Below are 18,775 nucleotides of genomic sequence, written 5' to 3' on the forward strand. Positions count from 1 at the left end.
ACAGGCAGTTTCTAACTGCGCGTGATCTGGAGTCCGCGCAGTGAGAGTGACATATCCACCATGCGTGAGTTATCAGGCAGCCCGGGTGCGGTGGATAGTATATGACGTATCCTTGATGCCGCATCGGGGTCTTTTGCTACCATATACAGATATCCGCCTCCACCTGCTCCGGGTAGTTTGTACCCGAGGCAAAGATCATCCACAAGGCGTGTGATTGCCTCTACAGCAGGTGTATTGGTGCCGGGATCTATGCCTTTTTTCTGTTGCCATGTGCGTCCGATGAGATGTCCCATGCGGTTGAAATCGTCACGCTGTATTGCGTCATACATGTCTGATACATGATGTTTCATGTCGCGGAGCATTTGTATCTGTGCTCCGTGATTGAGGAACATGCGGCGCACTATCTCGGCAAGTATATCCTTGGCTGTGCGGGTTAGTCCTGTGTAGAACAGCAGGTGGCAAGGCGCGTACTGAGGGTCAGTGAAGAGATCGGAAGGAAGTCTGCGGCACAGGATGTCCTGTTCGAGACCTTTGGCGGATTGTAATAGTTTCACGCCTCCCATCACACCTCCATACTGGTCCTGCCATCCGCCGCCGGTTGTGAGGAGCTGTTCGAGCACCAGGGTCCGTTTGCATATCTCGGTCTTGTCCCAGGCGAGGGAGCAGAAATCGCTTATGGCCCCGAGTACGGTTGATGCGAGGATGCTGCTTGTGCCGAGTCCGCTCCCTGCCGGAATGGCAGAGAAAAGTGTGATTTCGAGTCCTCCACCCATGCCGGACAGCTGATCCCGCAGGGATGGGAAGTGTTCGGCGCAGAATTGCGGATGGAACCCGGCAAGAGCGAGAGCCGCTTTGGGTATGGAGAACGGTGAACCCACCTTCTTGAAATCGAGCAACTGTTCGTAAGTGCTGATGGTCTCTGCTGCTCCAAGGTCAATGCTGCGGCACACGATATGGGGTTCCTTGCATGGACGTATATAGGTCTGCAACGGCGGCTGACCGTTGAGCTCGATTGACATATTTATCACACTGCCTCCTTCCATAAGGCAATACGGAGGTGTGTCGGTCCATCCTCCAGCGATATCTATACGTACCGGAGAGCGGCTCCATACGATCTGGTCGGAGCATACGGCTCTTATGGGAAGCTCTTTGCGGAAAAGTACCGTGGATGTGAGTGCGGAACGGAGTATTTCGAAAGCTTTATCCTCATAGTTGTCATGCTTTTTGCCGCAATGACGGTATACCTCGGCACGAAACATTGAGTCGCTCATGAGTTTTATCAACGGTTCCGACTGTGACAGCTCTCCTGGCAGCTCTATGCCGTTTTCAGCGAATTGCCTGGCGGCATCGTGCAGATCAAGTTGATAGAACACACTGTGGGCATGATTGTCAGCAATGGCTTTCCAGTTGGAGTTGCGGTATCTGTGACGCTGAGCCACGAGTCGTGGCAAGGATGCTTCGTTGGACAGCTCCTCCGCGCTCATCATACGTTCAGCCGTCAGGCTTTCAATCCCTTGCAGCTGATCCTTGATGGCTTGTTCCATTTCCTCAAGTGTGGATACCACAGGGAAGCGTCGGCGTTGCTGTTCTGCTCCAGCAAATTTATCATCTATTCCGTAGACTCTGACAGCATATCTGCCGTCGTCCCCCACAGGGACAATGTCAACACACTGTCCCGCTTGTAGAGTTATGTCCCAGTTGTTGTCGGGAACTCCGGTCACAACATTGTCCTTTGTCAACTGCCATTTTGGACCCAGGCAGCTGTTCTCTATCCATATATTGGTGTTATCGCCGGTGAAGCGTCGGGATAAAAGTGAGTTTTGAACGAATATTGAAGGGTGGGGCTTGCAGTCGCGGTGGATTATCTCACGTTGATCGTTTATTCGGTTCTGTATTGCCAGCGTGGATGTGATCATCTCGCGGGTGGTCCCATAATGGTAGAATTTACCCCCCGGCAATGGCACAATCTCAACCAAAAGGGATGCAAGCTCCGGATCGGGGTTGGTGGGGTTAGTGCCTAATGCTCCTCCGAACTGGCTGTAGAGGTCGTATTCGCAAAGATTGCCGTCGGCATTCCTTGAGCGTTTGCGCAACAGCTCCACAGCTCTGTCGCTAAGTAGCCATACCCCTATATCCGTGAGATAATATCCTTCCTGTAGCAGTGTGTTGAGTTCTTCCACCGATGGTTTCTGAAGCATGCGTTCGAGGCGCGTGGGGGTGTCATGATGGCTGAAGAACACCCCATGGTTGCGTGCTATCGACGCGTCAAGCCATAGTCCGTAGCATACTACGTCGGCATCAGGCACCTGAGGGATCGCCTCGGAGGTGTGTATGTACACATCTCCGCTCACTATCATGGTGTGAAGCCTGTCGGGCGCAGCATCCATGATGCGCTCATATAGCGGGAGCTGTAAGTCGAGCAGAGTCTGCCCCAGCTTTTGACCTCTCTCCCACCTGAATATTGGCACAGGAGTCAGTATTTTGCCTGATGGGGCATACGCCGGCAGGCGTCGGCTCTGTCCTCCGGCATGAAGAAGTATGCGTTTCTCCTCTGCGAGCCAGGTTGCGAAATCAGCGTCTCCTCCCCATGCTCTGTGGCACTCTTCGAGTAGCCAGGAGGTGCCTCCTCCGCTTCCGAGGCGTGCATTTATCGGGTCGGAGGTGCAGAAATATTCTTTATCGGAGAGGCTTGTGACGTTGTGGAAATCGTTGACAAGATTGGGTGGCAATGATAGAAGTTTCTTAGGCATAACGTTTGAGATGATGTCTCGTGTGATGGCATTGAGAGTGCAAACTTAGTGAAAATATGTGATTATTCCGTACCTTTGTGTCAGGAAAAAGAAGTTGTCACCCTATTATCATAACAGTTACAGATTTACCACCATGAAAACATCTCACATCATCCTGTTGTCATTGTCAGCTATCACCTTGCCGATAAGAATGTCGGCCGCGTATAGTGAGACACCGGACTCCATGGACCTTATCCTCAATGAAGTGGTTGTGACAGGCTCCAATCAGGCTGTGAGCCGTGACCTTACCCCTTATACGGTTTCGGTCGTCAGCCATCGTCAGCTTGAAGCCACAGGTCAGACTCAGGTGCTGTCCGCTATTTCCGGACAGGTCCCGAGCCTGTTTGTCACCCAGCGTAGCATCATAGGTTTCGGGGTGAGCAACGGCGGCTCCGGGCATATCAAGATGCGAGGAGTCGGTGGCGACAGGGCAAGCGGAGTGCTCATGATGGTGGACGGTCAGCCTCAGTTTGCCGGGATCTATTCCCATCATGTAGCCGATTTCTATGACAAGGAAAGGGTTGAGCGTGTAGAGGTGCTCCGTGGCCCGGGGTCGGTGCTGTATGGCTCCAATGCCATGGCGGGTGTTGTCAATGTGATAACGCGCAATGCTGAAAGGCAAGGTGTCAGCACTACACTGTCAACCCAGTACGGAAGTTATAACACATGGCTTTCGTCCATATCCAACACTGTTAGGGCAGAGCGTTTTTCATCGCTCGTATCGCTGTCATACGATCGTACCGACGGTAATGTGGAAGGGTTTGATTTCAGGCAGTCAGGCGGTTATGGTAAGATTGGGTATGACATAAGTAAGGCGTGGAAGGCGGGAGCCGATTTCACTCTTACCAACTTCAAAGGTGATGACCCTGTGTATCCTAAGCTCTCCGATCCGGAGTCGGAAGATGTGTATCATCAGAGTGTGACGCGGGGCGAAGCGTCTTTGTCGTTGACTAACAATCATGGTTCGACCAACGGCAGCGCGATGCTTTATTACAGCTGGGGGAATCATGTGATCGATGATCCGCGTCATTTCCGTAGCAGTGATGACCGCCTCGGCGTGCTTGTTTATCAGAACTTTCATCCGTGGCGTGGCGCACAGATGACGGGAGGGTTTGATTTCAACACTTATTCAGGGAAGATACCCATATCGGGTGGAAAGCCTCACGAGGAAGGCTCGGTGACGACGATCGACCGAAAGACTGTCACTGAATACTCTCCGTATATAACTATTTCGCAGGCTGTATCTGGCGAACTGATAGTGATTAACGGAGGGTTGAGGATATGTAGCAGTGACAAGTTTGACACCCGATGGATACCTCAGGCGGGATTCTCCGTGAATCCCGGAGCCGGATTCAATATCAAGGCTTCAGTCTCAAAGGGCTATAGAAATCCGTCGTTCCGAGAGCTTTATCTGTACCGTATGGCTAATCCGGAGCTTGAGCCTGAAACCATGATGAATTATGAGATATCGGTAGGCAAGAGTTTTTCGAGATATCTTGGAGCCTCGGTGACAGCCTACTATTGCAAGGGTGACAATATGATACAGACTCTCGACATGAAGAATCAGAACACAGGTCGGTTCATAAACAAGGGTGTTGAACTGTCGTTGACATCCCATCCATTTTCCAGCCTTATGCTCAGTGCCACATACAGCTATCTGCACACTTCGCTCGAAAATCTTACCGGAGCTCCGCGCAATCAGTACTATCTCGGGGCTGACTGGCATGCCAGTGACCGGCTCAATATAAGTGCCGACCTGAAAGGAGTGGGCGGTCTCTATGTTCACGAGTCTGTTGACAGGCAATCTTACGCGCTTCTGAATCTCAAGGTGGCATATCAGGCGTGCCGTTATGCCTGTGTGTTCATGAGGTTGGAGAATATCACCGATTCGCGCTATGTAATTAACCGAGGCTACGATATGCCTGGCTTCACTGCCCTTGGCGGTGTTAAATTGAATTTTTGATTCTGAGCGGTATTGGTATTTCAGAATAAAGTGTTTACCTTTGTGGTACAGATTACATTCAATCCAATCTAAAAAACATACTACAATGGGACTATTTGACAAGATTTTCAAAGCTGTGCCCGAAGAGGACAAGCTCAGTAAGCAGGAATCGTTTGCAGGTATAGCTCTTGCTATGGCAGGGGCGGACGGAAGCATCGCCCAGTCAGAATGGGACGGCATATGCGCCTATCTGCGTCGTCTGCGTCTGTATGATAATTTTTCAGGGCCGGCTTTCGACAAGATGTTTGATAAGCTGTTCCGTATCCTCAAGAACCAGGGAGCCAGCGCGCTCGTGGCATGTTCTGTAGAGGGTCTTCCCGAGGATATGAAGCTTACCGCTTTCGCTTGTGCTGTTGATATCGCACTTGCCGATGGTGTTGTGGAGGATGAGGAGAAGGAGATCATCAACCAGCTCGCCGAGTCACTTCAGATCCCCGAAGCTACAGCAGTATCTATCATCGAGGTGCTGATCATCAAGAATAAGGCATAGGCGCGTAAAGCTCGTAGCCTTATACACACACGGCCAACCCTCTGTCGCGGCTTAGATCCGGGAGGGCTGGTCGCTTTTTTCGCTCCGGTATTTGTATGGGAGTGTAAGTTTTATTAACTTTGTGTCAAGTCACTGCTTGAAAGAATGGAGAAAAAAAGTATTTGGGATCTTAATCGTGTAGATGTAGAGCATTACAGGCGTCAGCCCAAGATGCGCCTGACCATAGTGCTTGACAATGTGCGCAGTCTTAATAATATAGGTGCGATATTCCGCACGTGCGACGCTTTTGCCGTTGAGCGCATTCTGCTGTGCGGCATCAGCGCTTGTCCTCCATCGCCTGAGATACATAAGACAGCCTTGGGCGCGGAGGATTCTGTGGAATGGGGGTATTTCTCCGATACTCGCGAGTGCATCGGTGCATTGCAGCGCGATGGATATACATTGTGCTGCCTTGAGCAGGTAAAAGGCAGTATAGAACTTCAGGATTTCATTCCCCAGTCAGGTAGGCGTTACGCGCTGGTGCTTGGGCATGAAGTCAACGGAGTGGACCAGGAAATCGTCAACCAGTGTGACGTGTGTCTTGAGATCCCGCAAAGAGGCACGAAACATTCGCTTAATGTGTCTGTGTCGGGCGGGATTGCAATATGGCACTTCTTCACCCATCTCGACAAACTTTTTTCGTAAGGATTTGTATTTTAGTTGGATTTTTTGTAATTTTACATTACGAAATAAACACACCAGACATATATGAATAAAGATTTCAGAAACTATGCCGTGCATCATCTCGGCATGAATGGTCTTGCTCTCGACCAGTATGCTTCGGCAGCTGCTCAGCAGATCACATCGTCATATATCTCCCCCACCATCATCGAGGAGCGTCAGCTCAATGTGGCGCAGATGGATGTATTCTCCCGCTTGATGATGGACCGCATCATCTTCCTTAGCACTGATGTCAACGACTATACTGCTACCGTTGTGCAGGGACAGCTCCTGTATCTTGACTCGGTCGATCCAGGCAAGGACATATCCATCTACCTGAACTCACCTGGCGGATCAGTGATAGCCGGTCTCGGACTTTATGATACAATGCAGCACATCAAGAGCGATGTGTCCACAATATGTATCGGCATGGCAGCATCCATGGCGGCGGTTCTTCTTGTGGCAGGTGCCCAGGGCAAGCGTCTTGCCCTCCCGCATTCGCGAGTGATGATCCATCAGCCTCTCGGCGGTGTGCAGGGTCAGGCATCTGATATCGAGATAACAGCTCGTGAGATACTCAAGTACAAGGCTGAGCTTTATAGGATAATCGCTGACCATTCAGGGATGTCGCTTGAGCGTATAGAGGCTGATGCCGACCGTGACTACTGGATGACAGCCCAGGAAGCCAAGGAGTATGGTATGATTGACAATGTGCTTCTTCCTGAAAAGAAATAATGGCAAAGAAAAGTGGTAACAACAATGGTAACGGCGGCATAGGATCGTCTACTGTGAAGTGCTCGTTCTGCGGAAAGGAGCCTTCCTATACTGACATCCTTGTGCCAAGTCCATTGGGTGATGCGTATATATGCAGCGACTGTGTAGCTCAGATTGAAGGTCTGCTTAAGGATTATTTCCCCGAAGGAGGAGATGTGCCAGCCCATCCCAAAGGACGTAAAGGGACCAAAAAGGATTCGGAACCTGTCGGGAAGCTCCCGACACCGGTGCAGATACGTGAGTTCCTTGACCAGTATGTGATAGGTCAGGACGATGCCAAAAAGTATCTGTCTGTGGCGGTGTATAATCATTACAAACGTCTTGCCCAGACAAGCGACGATGTGGATATCGAGAAGAGCAACATCATAATGGTAGGTCCTACCGGAACTGGCAAGACTCTACTTGCCAAGACCATAGCCCGTCAGCTCGATGTCCCCTTTGCCATAGTGGATGCTACGGTGCTAACCGAGGCTGGATATGTCGGTGAGGATATCGAGAGCCTTCTTGTGCGTCTGCTCCAGGCTGCCGATTATGATGTGGCAAGAGCAGAAAAAGGCATTGTATTCATCGATGAGATCGACAAGATAGCCCGCAAGGGCGATAATCCGTCCATCACCCGCGACGTGTCGGGCGAGGGGGTTCAGCAAGGTCTGCTGAAACTCCTTGAGGGATCAGTGGTGAATGTGCCGCCTCAGGGTGGACGCAAGCATCCCGAGCAGAAAATGATACCGGTGGACACCAAGAATATTCTCTTCATCTGCGGAGGCGCATTCGACGGAATAGAACGCAAGATAGCCCATCGTCTCAACACTCATGTGGTGGGGTTCACCGGACGTGCCGAACGTTCTAAGATCGATTCTGACAACTATCTGAAGTATATCGCCCCGCAGGATCTAAAATCATTTGGGCTGATTCCTGAAATCATAGGTCGTCTCCCGGTGCTCGTACATCTCGACCCGCTCGACAGGGATGCTCTCCTGAAGGTACTTACCGAGCCAAAGAATGCTATCATACGCCAGTATGAGAAGCTTTTCGCGATGGACGGTGTCAAGCTGACATTTGCTCCGGAGACACTTGAATTCATTGTCGACAAGGCTATTGAATATAAGCTCGGAGCCCGAGGTCTGCGCACGATTGTGGAGACTGTGATGATGGACCCCATGTACGACACACCTTCACTGAAGATCAACGAGCTCGTGATAACACGTGAATTTGCAGAAGAGAAAATAAAGAAGGCATATATCGGGTGATACCCATCACCTGTCTTTCACCTTTCACCTAAAAACACCCCTCTCAAGCCATGAACAAGACTCTTCACGCTGCATTAAAGGAGCATTTCGGATTTGATTCCTTCAAAGGGAACCAGGAAGCCATTATGACAAGCCTGCTTGACGGTCATGATGTCTTTGTCCTGATGCCGACAGGTGGAGGGAAATCGCTATGCTATCAGCTTCCGGCTCTTATGATGGATGGCACTGCAATAGTGATATCCCCTCTGATTGCCCTTATGAAGAACCAGGTTGATGCTATGCGTCATTTCAGCGAAGAGGATAAAGTGGCTCATTTTCTCAACTCATCCCTCAACCGTGCCGCTATCGACACGGTGAAGTCCGATATACGTTCAGGTCAGACCAAACTTCTGTATGTGGCTCCTGAATCATTGACCAAGGAGGAGAACATAGAGTTTCTTAAGACGGTCAAGATTTCATTCTATGCTGTCGACGAAGCTCATTGCATCTCTGAGTGGGGGCATGATTTCCGTCCGGAATACCGCAGGATACGCCCGATCATCAATGAGATAGACGCTCGTCCTGTGATTGCTCTCACAGCTACAGCCACCCCTAAAGTGCAGCATGACATACAGAAGAACCTTGGGATGGCTGATGCCGTGGTCTACAAGTCGTCTTTCAACCGTGCGAATCTTTATTACGAGATCCGTCCCAAGACTTCGATGATTGACAAGGAGATCATAAAGTTCATAAAGTCCCATCCAGGCAAGAGCGGTATAATATACTGCCTGAGCCGCAAAAGGGTGGAGGAACTTGCTGAAATGCTCCGCGTCAATGACATAAAGGCACTCCCTTATCATGCCGGCATGGATGCTGCAACGCGCAGTGCCAACCAGGATGCTTTCTTGCTGGAGGAAGTGGATGTGATAGTCGCCACCATAGCATTCGGAATGGGTATCGACAAGCCCGATGTGAGATTTGTGATACACTACGATATGCCCAAGTCACTTGAAGGATACTATCAGGAGACCGGCAGGGCAGGACGTGACGGCGGTGAGGGACAATGTATAACATTCTACTCGGCAAAGGACCTCCAGAAGATGGAGAAGTTCATGCAGGGTAAGCCTGTGGCCGAACAAGAGATTGGCAAGCAGCTATTGCTTGAGACTCAAAGCTACGCCGAAGCAAGTTCTTGCCGGAGGCGTTCTCTCCTCTTCTATTTTGGTGAACAATTCCAAGAAGACAATTGCCACAATTGCGACAACTGTTTAAATCCCAAGAAAAAAGTGGAAGCTAAAGAAGATTTGTGCGCGGTGCTTGAGACAGTCATCGCTCTTAAGGAAAAATTCAAGGCTGATTATGTGAGTGATGTAGTGCTCGGACGTACCACTCCTATGGTCAAATCATATGGTCACGACGAACTGGAAGTGTTCGGCTGTGAAAAGGGTGCCGATGATCGTCTCATTAGTGCCGTTATACGTCAGGCTACCCAGATGGGTTATCTGGAGCGTGACATAGAGAACTATGGCACACTTTCGATCACATCTAAAGGTAAGAAGTTCCTCAACAAGCCTGAGTCTTTCAAGGTGGTAGAGGACTCCGATTTTTCGGACGAACCGGAACCAGAGATGATGAAGAGCGGTGCTTCATGTGCTGCCGACACCGAACTTTTCAGTATCCTCAAGGACCTTCGTAAGAAGGTTGCCAAGCAGCAGGGATTGCCTCCGTATGTCATATTTCAGGATCCATCGCTGGAGGCTATGGCGACCACCTATCCGATATCAATCGAGGAGTTGCAGAACATCCCGGGTGTGGGTATCGGCAAGGCGAAGCGTTACGGAGCCGACTTCATAAGGCTTATCAAACGTCATGTTGAGGACAACGAGATAGAGCGGCCGGAGGATCTTCGCGTTCGCAGCATCCCTGACAAGAATTCCACCAAGCTGTACATAATCACTCTCATTGACCGAAAAATACCTCTTGAGGAGATAGCTCATTCCAAGGGGCTGGAATTCAGCGAGCTTATCGACGAGATTGAGGCAATAGTATATTCCGGTACAAAGATTAATATAAATTATTATATCGATGATATAATCGATGAAGACTCCCAGGAGGAGCTTTTCGATTTCTTCAGGGACAATGAGACCGACGATCTCAATAACGCGTTCTGTGAGTTCGGCAACGACTTCACGGAGGATGAGATACGCCTTGCCCATATCAAGTTCGTTTCCGAGATGGGAAACTGATCCATTTCAATTAACATCATTCACGCTTTCCGCTAATCAGTAAAGATAATGCCTAACGTCATAGACTACAGGGATGTCACTATACATCGCAATTCACTGATCACTCTCAAACATATAGATCTGAAAGTGGGTCAGGGTGAGTTTGTGTATATAATTGGTAAAGTGGGAAGCGGCAAATCGAGTTTGTTGAAATCATTCTATGCCGACGTTCCTGTGGCATCAGGGAGCGCGCGGGTGCTCGATTATGACCTTTCATCCATAAGGTCGCGCGATATCCCTTATCTGCGTCGTCAGATAGGTATTGTATTCCAGGACTTCAGGTTGCTCACCGATCGCAGCGCGGAGGATAATCTGCGTTTTGTCCTTCGGGCTACAGGATGGACTGATCGTGCGGAGATTGATGAGCGCATATCAGATGTGCTTAAGAGTGTAGGCATGGAGAACAAGAAGTACAAGAAGCCGCATGAGTTGTCGGGAGGCGAGCAGCAGCGCATAGTGATAGCGCGGGCTCTTCTCAATAAGCCTCCTTTGATTCTTGCTGACGAGCCTACCGGTAATCTTGACCCTTCCACCGGCGAGTCCATAGTGAGCTATCTTCACACTGTAGCCCGGGAGGGCACGACTGTGATTATGGCTACGCATAACATGTCGCTTGTGGAGCAGTTTCCGGCACGAACTCTCATCTGTTCTCAACGTACGTTGAGATAAAGATAGGTTTTTCTGCATCGTTTGATTGTCACGTATATTTTTTTTACTGTCCGCTAAACCATAAAAGGGTGAGTCCAACTTCTTGAACAGCAGAAGTTGGGCTTACTTTTTGTATTTGACAAGCCCCCTCAGCAGTTTTCGGGATCTTCAGGAGGGGATTCCGAGGCCTCTGCGAGCATGATTTTCAAGTCAGCGTCGGGCTGATTTAGGAACTTTTCGAGATTCAGATAATACATCAGTACAATTCTGACGATTGTAGCCAGTCCAGAAAAGCTCCAACGCCTTTGCAAGGTGCTTTGTAAGACCGAGAGCAACAGATTAGCTATGAGCGTTACCCAAATCTGTATTTTTATGGCATTGGCACTTTCGCCATAGAAGTATCGCAAAGGGAAGTTCTGCTTTATCTGCTTGAAAAGCGACTCAATCTGCCATCGGCGACGGTAGATGGCCACGATTGTCTCCAGAGGCATGTCGAAGTCATTGGTGAGAAGCGATATAAGTTTTGGCTTCTTGCCTTTCTTAATGTCAACGTATGTGATTATTCTTGCAATGTGGTTGATGCCGTCTTTACGGAACACTACGACCTGTTCACGGTACTCCATCAGTCCCTGCGGATTCTGGTGCATACAGTCCACAAGTATTTCATAACTGAGGTTTTTCTTCATTTTGGTTACATATACCACCCCTCGATCCGTCAGTTCCTCGAATTTGGCATAGTTGATATATGCACGGTCAAGTGCTACTATCTCGTTGTGGCTGTAATGGCTCGGTGCAAGCATGAAGGAGTCATTGGTCGCTGCCGAAGTGAACTGTACGTCGCAGTGAACGCCCTCGTTGGCATGTATGACCGAGTGTACCTTGATGCCGCCTTTCTTCTTTCCCGTCTTCGGATGACGGCCAACACCCTTGAAAATAGCATTGGAGAACAACGTGATTGTAGTGGAATCGATGATTCTAAGCCGTCTTATCCACTCTTCCGTGCCATTGCGTCGGCTGTCCGAGGAAAGAATGTCTTTATTGGCTGCATACAAGTCGCGGTATACATCTTCAAAGAACTTCTCTGAACGTCTGGCATTTGCATCCGACAAGGTGCTCCGCCTGGGCACAGTGTCAATGCCTACATGATGGAGTTTGCGTACCTCGGCTGTCATAGAAGTCTCTATCTCACGCAATGAATCGAAGCGCTGTATGACAGCATATAGCATCGTAAGCAAATGCGTATAGCCGTCAAAGCTCTTGACATACTTCTCTCCGCCGTGTTTTCGGCTGATTTCAACTATTTTTTCACGATCAAGTGATTTTATCAGCTGACCATATGTCGGCTGTCCGAAGAAATTACTACTTTTACTCATGGTTATTTAAGATAGTTTGGCGACATCAAAATAACCATTTAGGGCTGACTCCTGCAATAGGTGCCAGCCCTAATTTTCAACCGCTACTAAAAAAGTTTAGCGGACAGTAATAGTATATTTTACGATGCGATATTCAACAAGAGAGGGTCGCTGAATTCAGCGACCCTCTCTTGTTGAATATTATGGATGTTGTCAGGTTATTCCCACTCTATGGTTGCCGGCGGCTTGGAGGAGATGTCGTAGCATACTCGGTTGACACCTCTTACCTTATTGATGATGTCGTTGCTCACCTTTGCCATAAAGTCGTAAGGCAGATGTGCCCAGTCGGCAGTCATGGCGTCGGTTGAAGTCACGGCGCGAAGCGCAATGGCGCGTTCATAGGTACGCTCGTCGCCCATCACGCCCACGCTCTGTACGGGCAGAAGGATTGCTCCTGCCTGCCACACCTTATCGTAGAGGTCCCAGTCGCGGAGTCCTTGGATGAAGATATCGTCGGCATCCTGGAGTATTCTTACTTTCTCAGGAGTTATGTCGCCAAGGATGCGTACCGCCAGTCCGGGTCCGGGGAATGGATGACGCTTGATGAGGTGTTCAGGCATACCGAGCTGACGCCCTACGGAGCGTACTTCGTCCTTGAAAAGAAGGCGCAGTGGCTCGCATAGCTTAAGGTTCATCTTTTCGGGCAGACCTCCTACATTGTGATGGCTCTTGATGGTGGTGCCGGTTATTGACAGGGATTCTATACAGTCGGGGTAGATGGTGCCTTGTGCAAGCCACTTTACATCTTCTATCTTGTGAGCCTCTTCATCGAATACGTCAATGAATCCTTTACCGATTATCTTACGCTTGCGTTCAGGTTCGGTGACGCCTTCCAGTTCGCTGAAGAATTTGGCTGATGCGTCTACACCTATGACATTGAGCCCGAGACATTCGTAGTCGTTAAGCACATTGCGGAATTCATTCTTGCGGAGCATTCCGTGGTCCACGAATATGCAGGTGAGATTCTTGCCGATCGCGCGGTTCAGGAGTACTGCCGCTACCGACGAGTCCACTCCGCCGCTCAGTCCGAGCACCACCTTGTCGTCGCCAAGCTGTTCGCGAAGTGATCTGACGGTTGATTCTATAAATGATTCTGCGGTCCAGTCAAGCTTGCCGCCGCATATGTCCACTACGAAATTGCGCAGGAGTTGTGTTCCGTGTTCCGAATGGAACACTTCGGGATGGAACTGTACGCCCCATGTATTTTCCCCCTCTACCTGATAGGCTGCGATCCTTACCTTGTCGGTCGACGCTATGGTCCTGAATCCGTCGGGGATTGACGTGATGGTATCGCCATGGCTCATCCATACTTGGGAGCCTACCGGAATATTTTGCATCAATGGGTTTTCATTGTCGATGCTTGACAGATGGGCGCGTCCGTATTCACGTGACGGTGCCGGCTCCACCGAGCCTCCTGAAGTGTAAGCTATGAACTGTGCGCCGTAGCATATGCCGAGCACCGGCAGATGAGAGCGCAGACGCGACAGGTCGGTACGGAAAGCTTTCTCGTCATACACCGAGAAAGGTGAGCCCGAGAGGATGACTCCTATCACCGATGGGTCATCGTAAGGGAACTTGTTGTAGGGAACGATCTCGCAATACTCGCCGAGCTCGCGTACTCGCCGCCCGATGAGCTGCGTTGTCTGCGACCCGAAGTCGAGAATAATGATTTTTTCCTGCATAAGAAGTTGTTGATCTTGATTGTTGTGCAAAGTTAGCAATTGTTATGTTAAATATCACGCTCCGACATCAGATTTTTTGCTAATTTTGCACCTCGGAATCCTCTTTGCTCTCCATAAATCATAGTCAGATGTCAAATATCAAGCTCTTTCTTACAGATGTTGACGGCACTCTTACGGACGGCGGTATGTATTATACTGCTTCGGGTGACGTCATGAAGAAGTTTAACGCACGTGACGGAATGGGGCTTCAGCTCCTTCAGCGTGCGGGGGTGAGAGTAGGGATTGTCACAAGCGAGAACACTCCCATAGTGAGTACTCGTGCCGCCAAACTCGGGCTCGACTATCTGGTGCAGGGGAGCCGTGACGGAGGCAAGCTGACTGCTGCCCTCGACATATGCGGAGAGTTGGGGATTGGTATTGATGAGGTGGCATATATTGGCGATGATGTCAATTGTGCGGCATTGCTTGCGGCGGCAGGTGTTCGTGCGTGTCCCGCCGATGCGGTGCCTGAGGTCAAAGGGATTCCTGGTATGCGCGTGATGACACTCCGCGGCGGCGAAGGGTGTGTGCGCGAGTTTATTAATCAACTGCTCGAAGAATGAAAGAAGCTAAGTTGTCAGTGACTTTTCTGCTGCTTACGGTCACATTTTGCGTGTGCCTTATTGTCAGCAATCTTATGGAGATCAAGACTGTTGATCTCGGTCCGCTCACTATTACTGCCGGAGTCATAGTGTTTCCGATATCCTATATACTGAACGACTGTATAGTGGAGGTGTATGGATTTGCCAAGGCTCGTCTTGTGATATGGATAGGTTTCGGTATGAACCTGCTTGTGTCGCTGCTGCTACAGCTTGGAATAATTCTTCCAGGGGCTGATTCCTGGGCAGGGCAGGATGCCATGGAGATGATATTCGGAGCTGTGCCAAGGATTTTTGCTGCCAGCTTTGTGGCGTTTCTGTGCGGTTCGATGGTTAATGCCTATGTGATGTCGAGAATGAAACTGGCTTCATCAGGAGGCAAGGGATTTTCTCTTCGTGCGATAGTGTCTTCGCTATGGGGCGAAGGGGTCGACTCGGTGATATTCTTCCCGATAGCATTCGGAGGAGTTTTGGCATGGGGCGAGATAGGGATGCTTATTGTCACACAGACTGTGCTTAAGACTCTTTATGAGGTGATGATACTTCCTGTCACCATGCGTGTTGTCAATCTGCTGCGCAGGTATGAGGGTGCGATTGACACCGTTGCCCCGAAATCCTACAAATGGTGGAAAATAAGTGAGCTGTGACACTTTCGGACATTGTATTGAATGAAGGGCGCAGATATCTGCGCGGAGTACGTTGGGTGTGGATAGATCTCGATGACACACTCATAGATTTTCGCGCCAATTCGCTCGCGGCATTGCGTATCACTTACGAGCAGTGCTCATTGGAGCGTTATTTCCGTTCATGTGACGAGTGGATCGAATGCTACATGCGTCACAATCATGCTCTTTGGGACCGTTATAACCGTGCTGAGATCACTCAGGGGCATCTGCGCCTTCACAGGTTTCTTGATCCTATAAGGGAGCGCACTCTTATCAGTGAAGAGGAGTTTGCTGCCGAAGCCAGGCATATGGATATACTGTATCTGTCGATTCTTGCCAGGCAGAAGTGTATGGTGCCAGGGGCAATGGAGCTTGTAGAGCATCTGCGTGCACACGCTTATAATATAGGTATACTCTCCAACGGCTTCAGAGATGTGCAATATCGTAAGCTTCACACTGTGGGTCTTGATGCGCTCGTGGATACCGTAGTGCTGAGTGATGACATAGGTGTGAACAAGCCTGATCCCCGCATCTTCATACATGCCATGGAAAGAGTGGGGGATATGTGTCCTGACAGTCACCTGATGATAGGTGACAATCCGTCAACCGATATCGATGGGGCGCGTGGCGCAGGATGGCGGTCAGTCCTCTTCGATTGCTCTGCCGGGAGGCTTTCAATCTCGCAGGATGGCATCATCACCACATCTTTGAGAGAGATGATACCGCTGTTATCGAGGAGCGATAACGCGTAATGCGGTGAAAAAGTGAAATTTATGTGAAATAATATCGCTTAAGGTTTTGTCAATTCAAAAAAAGTTACGATATTTGCACCTGCAAAACTCGAACCCCCCTTCGGGTATAGCTCTGCGAAGTATATTTAATAAATTATAAATCCACCTTTAGAAATGACTAAAGCCGACATTGTCAACGAGATTTCCAAGTCAACAGGCATCGACAAGGCCAATGTACTTGAGACTATCGAGAAGTTTATGGAGACCGTAAAGGATTCACTCTCTCATGGCGAGAGTGTTTATCTCCGCGGATTTGGCAGCTTCATCACCAAGGTGCGTTCAGAAAAGACCGCACGTAACATCTCCAAGAACACAACCATCATCATCCCTGAGCACCGCATCCCTGCTTTCAAGCCTGCAAAGGTGTTCATGGAGGAGGTTAAGAACAATCTTGACTAATCTTATTCGTCTAATCATTAATCATAGCAATCATGCCAAGCGGAAAAAAGCGTAAAGGCCACAAGATGGCTACCCACAAGCGTAAAAAGCGTCTTCGCAAGAACCGTCATAAGAAAAAGTAATTGACGGCCCGACGCGCCAGCATTGCGCAATGAACACGAAGAACAAACTAACAGCCGGGCTCGCTCACAAGTGCGGTATCCGTGCCTCGGTTTGTTCTTTGCGTTATTGCATACATATGTAAACCGTTCCCCGCCGAGCCGTGACAGGCACGGCGCATTATAAAAATTACAACACCCTCATTCAAGGAATTAATGAAAAGTGAACTGATCGTCGATGTACAGCCCTCCGAAGTCTCAATAGCACTTCTGGAGGATTCGAGGCTCGTCTCTCTTCAGAAAGAGGCGCGCAACATTGCCTATGCCGTCGGCGACATATACCTGGCTAAAGTAAAGAAGCTTATGCCGGGTCTCAATGCCGCCTTCGTCAATGTTGGCTACGAGAAGGACGCTTTTCTTCACTACTTGGATCTTGGTTCGCAATTCTCAACCTATTCATCGTTCATCAAGAGTGCCATTGTCGACAAGAAAGCTGCCGACACATCGGTGTCGAAGATGAAGCGACTGCCCGACATAGATAAGCACGGAACTATAACCAATGTACTTCAGCCGGGTCAGGAACTCCTCGTACAGATAGTCAAGGAGCCCATATCATCCAAGGGTCCGCGACTCACTACCGAAATCACATTCACAGGTCGATATATGGTGCTGATACCTTTCGGCGACAAGATTTCGGTGTCAGCCAAAATCAAGACCACTGAAGAAAAACTACGTCTGCGACAACTTATAGATAGCATACGTCCGAAGAATTTCGGAATCATCATACGCACATCAGCCGAAGGTAAAAGTGTGAGAGATCTTCATCATGAGCTCCGCACTCTTCTGAGATGCTGGGAGGAGACAGTGGCTAAAGCACGCACAGCGACAGCCCCGGCACTGATATTCGAGGAGGAAAGCCGTATAGTAGGTATGCTGCGTGATGTGTTCAGCCCTACATTCGAGAGTATTCATGTCAACGACAAGGAGACTTACAGCCAGATAGCGAAATATGTTGAGCTTATATCTCCTGAAAGCAAGGATATAGTGAAGCTCTACGAGAGTGATGTCCCCATTTTCGATCATTTCAGCATCACAAGGCAGATCAAGTCATCGTTTGGAAAGACAGTTTCCTTCAAGTCTGGTGCATATGTGATAATCGAGCATACCGAGGCCCTTCATGTCATAGACGTCAATTCTGGCAACCGATCCAAGGCTGCCCCCGACCAGGAAAGCAATGCACTCGAAGTGAATCTTCGTGCTGCCGACGAGATAGCCAGGCAGTTGCGCCTGCGTGATATGGGTGGCATCATAGTGGTCGACTTCATTGATATGAATAAAGCGGAGAACCGTCAGAAGCTTTATGAGCATATGCGTGAGGTGATGGCTAATGACCGCGCCCGCCACAATATCTTGCCTCTGAGCAAATTCGGGCTTATGCAGATCACTCGTCAGCGTGTGCGCCCGGCTCTTGATATCATAACGAGCGAGGAATGCCCATCCTGTCATGGAAAGGGCGAGGTCCAGCCGTCTCTGCTCTTTACCGATACTCTCCATGAGAAGCTCGACTATCTGGTTAATATACTTAAAGTAAAGGATTTTGTCCTGTATGTTCATCCGTATGTGGCAGCCTATCTCAAGAAAGGGTTCCCTTCGCTATATCGTAAATGGCAGTGGGAATACGGATTCTGTTTCCGCCTCTGCCCGGATGAGTCACTCGCTTATTTACAGTATCGCGTGCTTGACAAGGAGCACAATGAGATAGATCTGAAAGAGGAAAAGGATATAGCGTCATCAGCCACGAAATCCAAATCCAGAACCAAGAACCGTACAAAGGAAGAATAGCCCTTCCCATTGAGCAGTGGAGATTCATATTGTCTCCCGCCATATTTTTACAGTATCCAAGCCTCCCGGTAAGCATTATGAATAGCTGCGGGAGGCTTTTCTGTTGTGCGTTTAAATATGGGATACTTTTGGGGAATTGTATTCTTTGATGATTGTTATTATGGCAGACCCTTGTTCTATGTGGCTATTGGTGCTTAATTGTCAGCTGTCATATCTGTGATGTGTTTGTTTTAGAATTTAATCCGATCGCAGATTGTTTTAGGTGAAATAGATTAGTATTATATCTATTTTGCGTATTTTGCATTATTTTTCAAAAAAAGTTGCCAAAGTAT

The 18,775-nt window shown here is 49.2% G+C and carries 15 protein-coding genes; 12 read left to right on the top strand and 3 right to left on the bottom strand.

Going from position 1 to position 18,775, the window contains the following annotated elements:
- Positions 1–11 precede the first annotated feature (11 nt).
- Positions 12–2,750, bottom strand: a complete 2,739-nt coding sequence (locus tag EZ315_RS07330) for a bifunctional fucokinase/fucose-1-phosphate guanylyltransferase (protein WP_135471509.1) — start codon at positions 2,748–2,750, stop codon at positions 12–14.
- Positions 2,751–2,883: 133 nt separating this feature from the next.
- Here EZ315_RS07330 and EZ315_RS07335 point away from each other — a divergent pair, with 133 nt between their 5' ends.
- The 7 genes from EZ315_RS07335 to EZ315_RS07365 all read left to right on the top strand — a co-directional run bounded on the left by EZ315_RS07335 (position 2,884) and on the right by EZ315_RS07365 (position 10,937).
- Positions 2,884–4,752, top strand: coding sequence for a TonB-dependent receptor (locus EZ315_RS07335; RefSeq protein WP_135471510.1), 1,869 nt, complete (start codon positions 2,884–2,886; stop codon positions 4,750–4,752).
- An 85-nt stretch (positions 4,753–4,837) separates the two neighbouring features.
- Positions 4,838–5,281, top strand: coding sequence for a tellurite resistance TerB family protein (locus tag EZ315_RS07340; protein WP_135471511.1), 444 nt, complete (start codon positions 4,838–4,840; stop codon positions 5,279–5,281).
- Positions 5,282–5,425: 144 nt separating this feature from the next.
- On the top strand, positions 5,426–5,965 hold the full coding sequence (locus tag EZ315_RS07345) for an RNA methyltransferase (RefSeq protein WP_135471512.1): 540 nt from the start codon (positions 5,426–5,428) through the stop codon (positions 5,963–5,965).
- 63 nt (positions 5,966–6,028) lie between these two features.
- Positions 6,029–6,715, top strand: coding sequence for an ATP-dependent Clp endopeptidase proteolytic subunit ClpP (gene clpP / locus EZ315_RS07350; RefSeq protein WP_135471513.1), 687 nt, complete (start codon positions 6,029–6,031; stop codon positions 6,713–6,715).
- A complete protein-coding gene (gene clpX / locus EZ315_RS07355; RefSeq protein ID WP_135471514.1) occupies positions 6,715–8,004 on the top strand; it encodes an ATP-dependent Clp protease ATP-binding subunit ClpX in 1,290 nt (429 codons plus the stop codon). The genes clpP and clpX overlap by 1 nt, the downstream gene beginning before the upstream one ends.
- 50 nt (positions 8,005–8,054) lie before the next feature.
- Complete coding sequence (recQ, locus tag EZ315_RS07360; protein WP_135471515.1) at positions 8,055–10,229, top strand: DNA helicase RecQ; 2,175 nt, start codon at positions 8,055–8,057, stop codon at positions 10,227–10,229.
- A 48-nt stretch (positions 10,230–10,277) separates the two neighbouring features.
- A complete protein-coding gene (locus tag EZ315_RS07365) occupies positions 10,278–10,937 on the top strand; it encodes a cell division ATP-binding protein FtsE (RefSeq protein WP_135471516.1) in 660 nt (219 codons plus the stop codon).
- Positions 10,938–11,065: 128 nt separating this feature from the next.
- Here the strand turns inward: EZ315_RS07365 and EZ315_RS07370 are convergent, their stop codons facing one another.
- Complete coding sequence (locus EZ315_RS07370; protein ID WP_124076696.1) at positions 11,066–12,289, bottom strand: IS4 family transposase; 1,224 nt, start codon at positions 12,287–12,289, stop codon at positions 11,066–11,068.
- A 197-nt stretch (positions 12,290–12,486) separates the two neighbouring features.
- Complete coding sequence (gene guaA / locus EZ315_RS07375; RefSeq protein WP_135471517.1) at positions 12,487–14,010, bottom strand: glutamine-hydrolyzing GMP synthase; 1,524 nt, start codon at positions 14,008–14,010, stop codon at positions 12,487–12,489.
- A 128-nt stretch (positions 14,011–14,138) separates the two neighbouring features.
- Here guaA and EZ315_RS07380 point away from each other — a divergent pair, with 128 nt between their 5' ends.
- The 5 genes from EZ315_RS07380 (at position 14,139) to EZ315_RS07400 (ending at position 18,443) form a co-directional block, all read left to right on the top strand.
- A complete protein-coding gene (locus EZ315_RS07380) occupies positions 14,139–14,612 on the top strand; it encodes a KdsC family phosphatase (RefSeq protein ID WP_135471518.1) in 474 nt (157 codons plus the stop codon).
- A complete protein-coding gene (locus tag EZ315_RS07385; RefSeq protein WP_135471519.1) occupies positions 14,609–15,295 on the top strand; it encodes a queuosine precursor transporter in 687 nt (228 codons plus the stop codon). Before EZ315_RS07380 ends, EZ315_RS07385 begins: the two co-directional genes overlap by 4 nt.
- Positions 15,292–16,065, top strand: coding sequence for a YjjG family noncanonical pyrimidine nucleotidase (locus EZ315_RS07390; RefSeq protein ID WP_135471520.1), 774 nt, complete (start codon positions 15,292–15,294; stop codon positions 16,063–16,065). Before EZ315_RS07385 ends, EZ315_RS07390 begins: the two co-directional genes overlap by 4 nt.
- 153 nt (positions 16,066–16,218) lie before the next feature.
- Positions 16,219–16,503 (top strand): HU family DNA-binding protein, encoded by a 285-nt coding sequence (locus EZ315_RS07395; protein WP_135471521.1) that lies wholly within the window; start codon positions 16,219–16,221, stop codon positions 16,501–16,503.
- Between the two features lie 314 nt (positions 16,504–16,817).
- Positions 16,818–18,443 carry an Rne/Rng family ribonuclease gene (locus tag EZ315_RS07400; protein ID WP_135471522.1) on the top strand — a complete coding sequence of 542 codons (1,626 nt, stop codon included), beginning with the start codon at positions 16,818–16,820 and terminating at the stop codon, positions 18,441–18,443.
- Positions 18,444–18,775 lie beyond the last annotated feature (332 nt).

Origin of the sequence: Duncaniella freteri, from assembly GCF_004766125.1 — a bacterium.
GTDB classification, from domain to species: domain Bacteria; phylum Bacteroidota; class Bacteroidia; order Bacteroidales; family Muribaculaceae; genus Duncaniella; species Duncaniella freteri.

Excerpts from the sequence above, each read along its gene's own strand:
- EZ315_RS07330 (WP_135471509.1), bottom strand. The coding sequence starts at position 2,750 with ATGCCTAAGAAACTTCTATCATTGCCACCCAATCTTGTCAACGATTTC.
- EZ315_RS07335 (WP_135471510.1), top strand. The coding sequence starts at position 2,884 with ATGAAAACATCTCACATCATCCTGTTGTCATTGTCAGCTATCACCTTG.
- EZ315_RS07340 (WP_135471511.1), top strand. The coding sequence starts at position 4,838 with ATGGGACTATTTGACAAGATTTTCAAAGCTGTGCCCGAAGAGGACAAG.
- EZ315_RS07345 (WP_135471512.1), top strand. The coding sequence starts at position 5,426 with ATGGAGAAAAAAAGTATTTGGGATCTTAATCGTGTAGATGTAGAGCAT.
- clpP (WP_135471513.1), top strand. The coding sequence starts at position 6,029 with ATGAATAAAGATTTCAGAAACTATGCCGTGCATCATCTCGGCATGAAT.
- clpX (WP_135471514.1), top strand. The coding sequence starts at position 6,715 with ATGGCAAAGAAAAGTGGTAACAACAATGGTAACGGCGGCATAGGATCG.
- recQ (WP_135471515.1), top strand. The coding sequence starts at position 8,055 with ATGAACAAGACTCTTCACGCTGCATTAAAGGAGCATTTCGGATTTGAT.
- EZ315_RS07365 (WP_135471516.1), top strand. The coding sequence starts at position 10,278 with ATGCCTAACGTCATAGACTACAGGGATGTCACTATACATCGCAATTCA.
- EZ315_RS07370 (WP_124076696.1), bottom strand. The coding sequence starts at position 12,289 with ATGAGTAAAAGTAGTAATTTCTTCGGACAGCCGACATATGGTCAGCTG.
- guaA (WP_135471517.1), bottom strand. The coding sequence starts at position 14,010 with ATGCAGGAAAAAATCATTATTCTCGACTTCGGGTCGCAGACAACGCAG.
- EZ315_RS07380 (WP_135471518.1), top strand. The coding sequence starts at position 14,139 with ATGTCAAATATCAAGCTCTTTCTTACAGATGTTGACGGCACTCTTACG.
- EZ315_RS07385 (WP_135471519.1), top strand. The coding sequence starts at position 14,609 with ATGAAAGAAGCTAAGTTGTCAGTGACTTTTCTGCTGCTTACGGTCACA.
- EZ315_RS07395 (WP_135471521.1), top strand. The coding sequence starts at position 16,219 with ATGACTAAAGCCGACATTGTCAACGAGATTTCCAAGTCAACAGGCATC.
- EZ315_RS07400 (WP_135471522.1), top strand. The coding sequence starts at position 16,818 with ATGAAAAGTGAACTGATCGTCGATGTACAGCCCTCCGAAGTCTCAATA.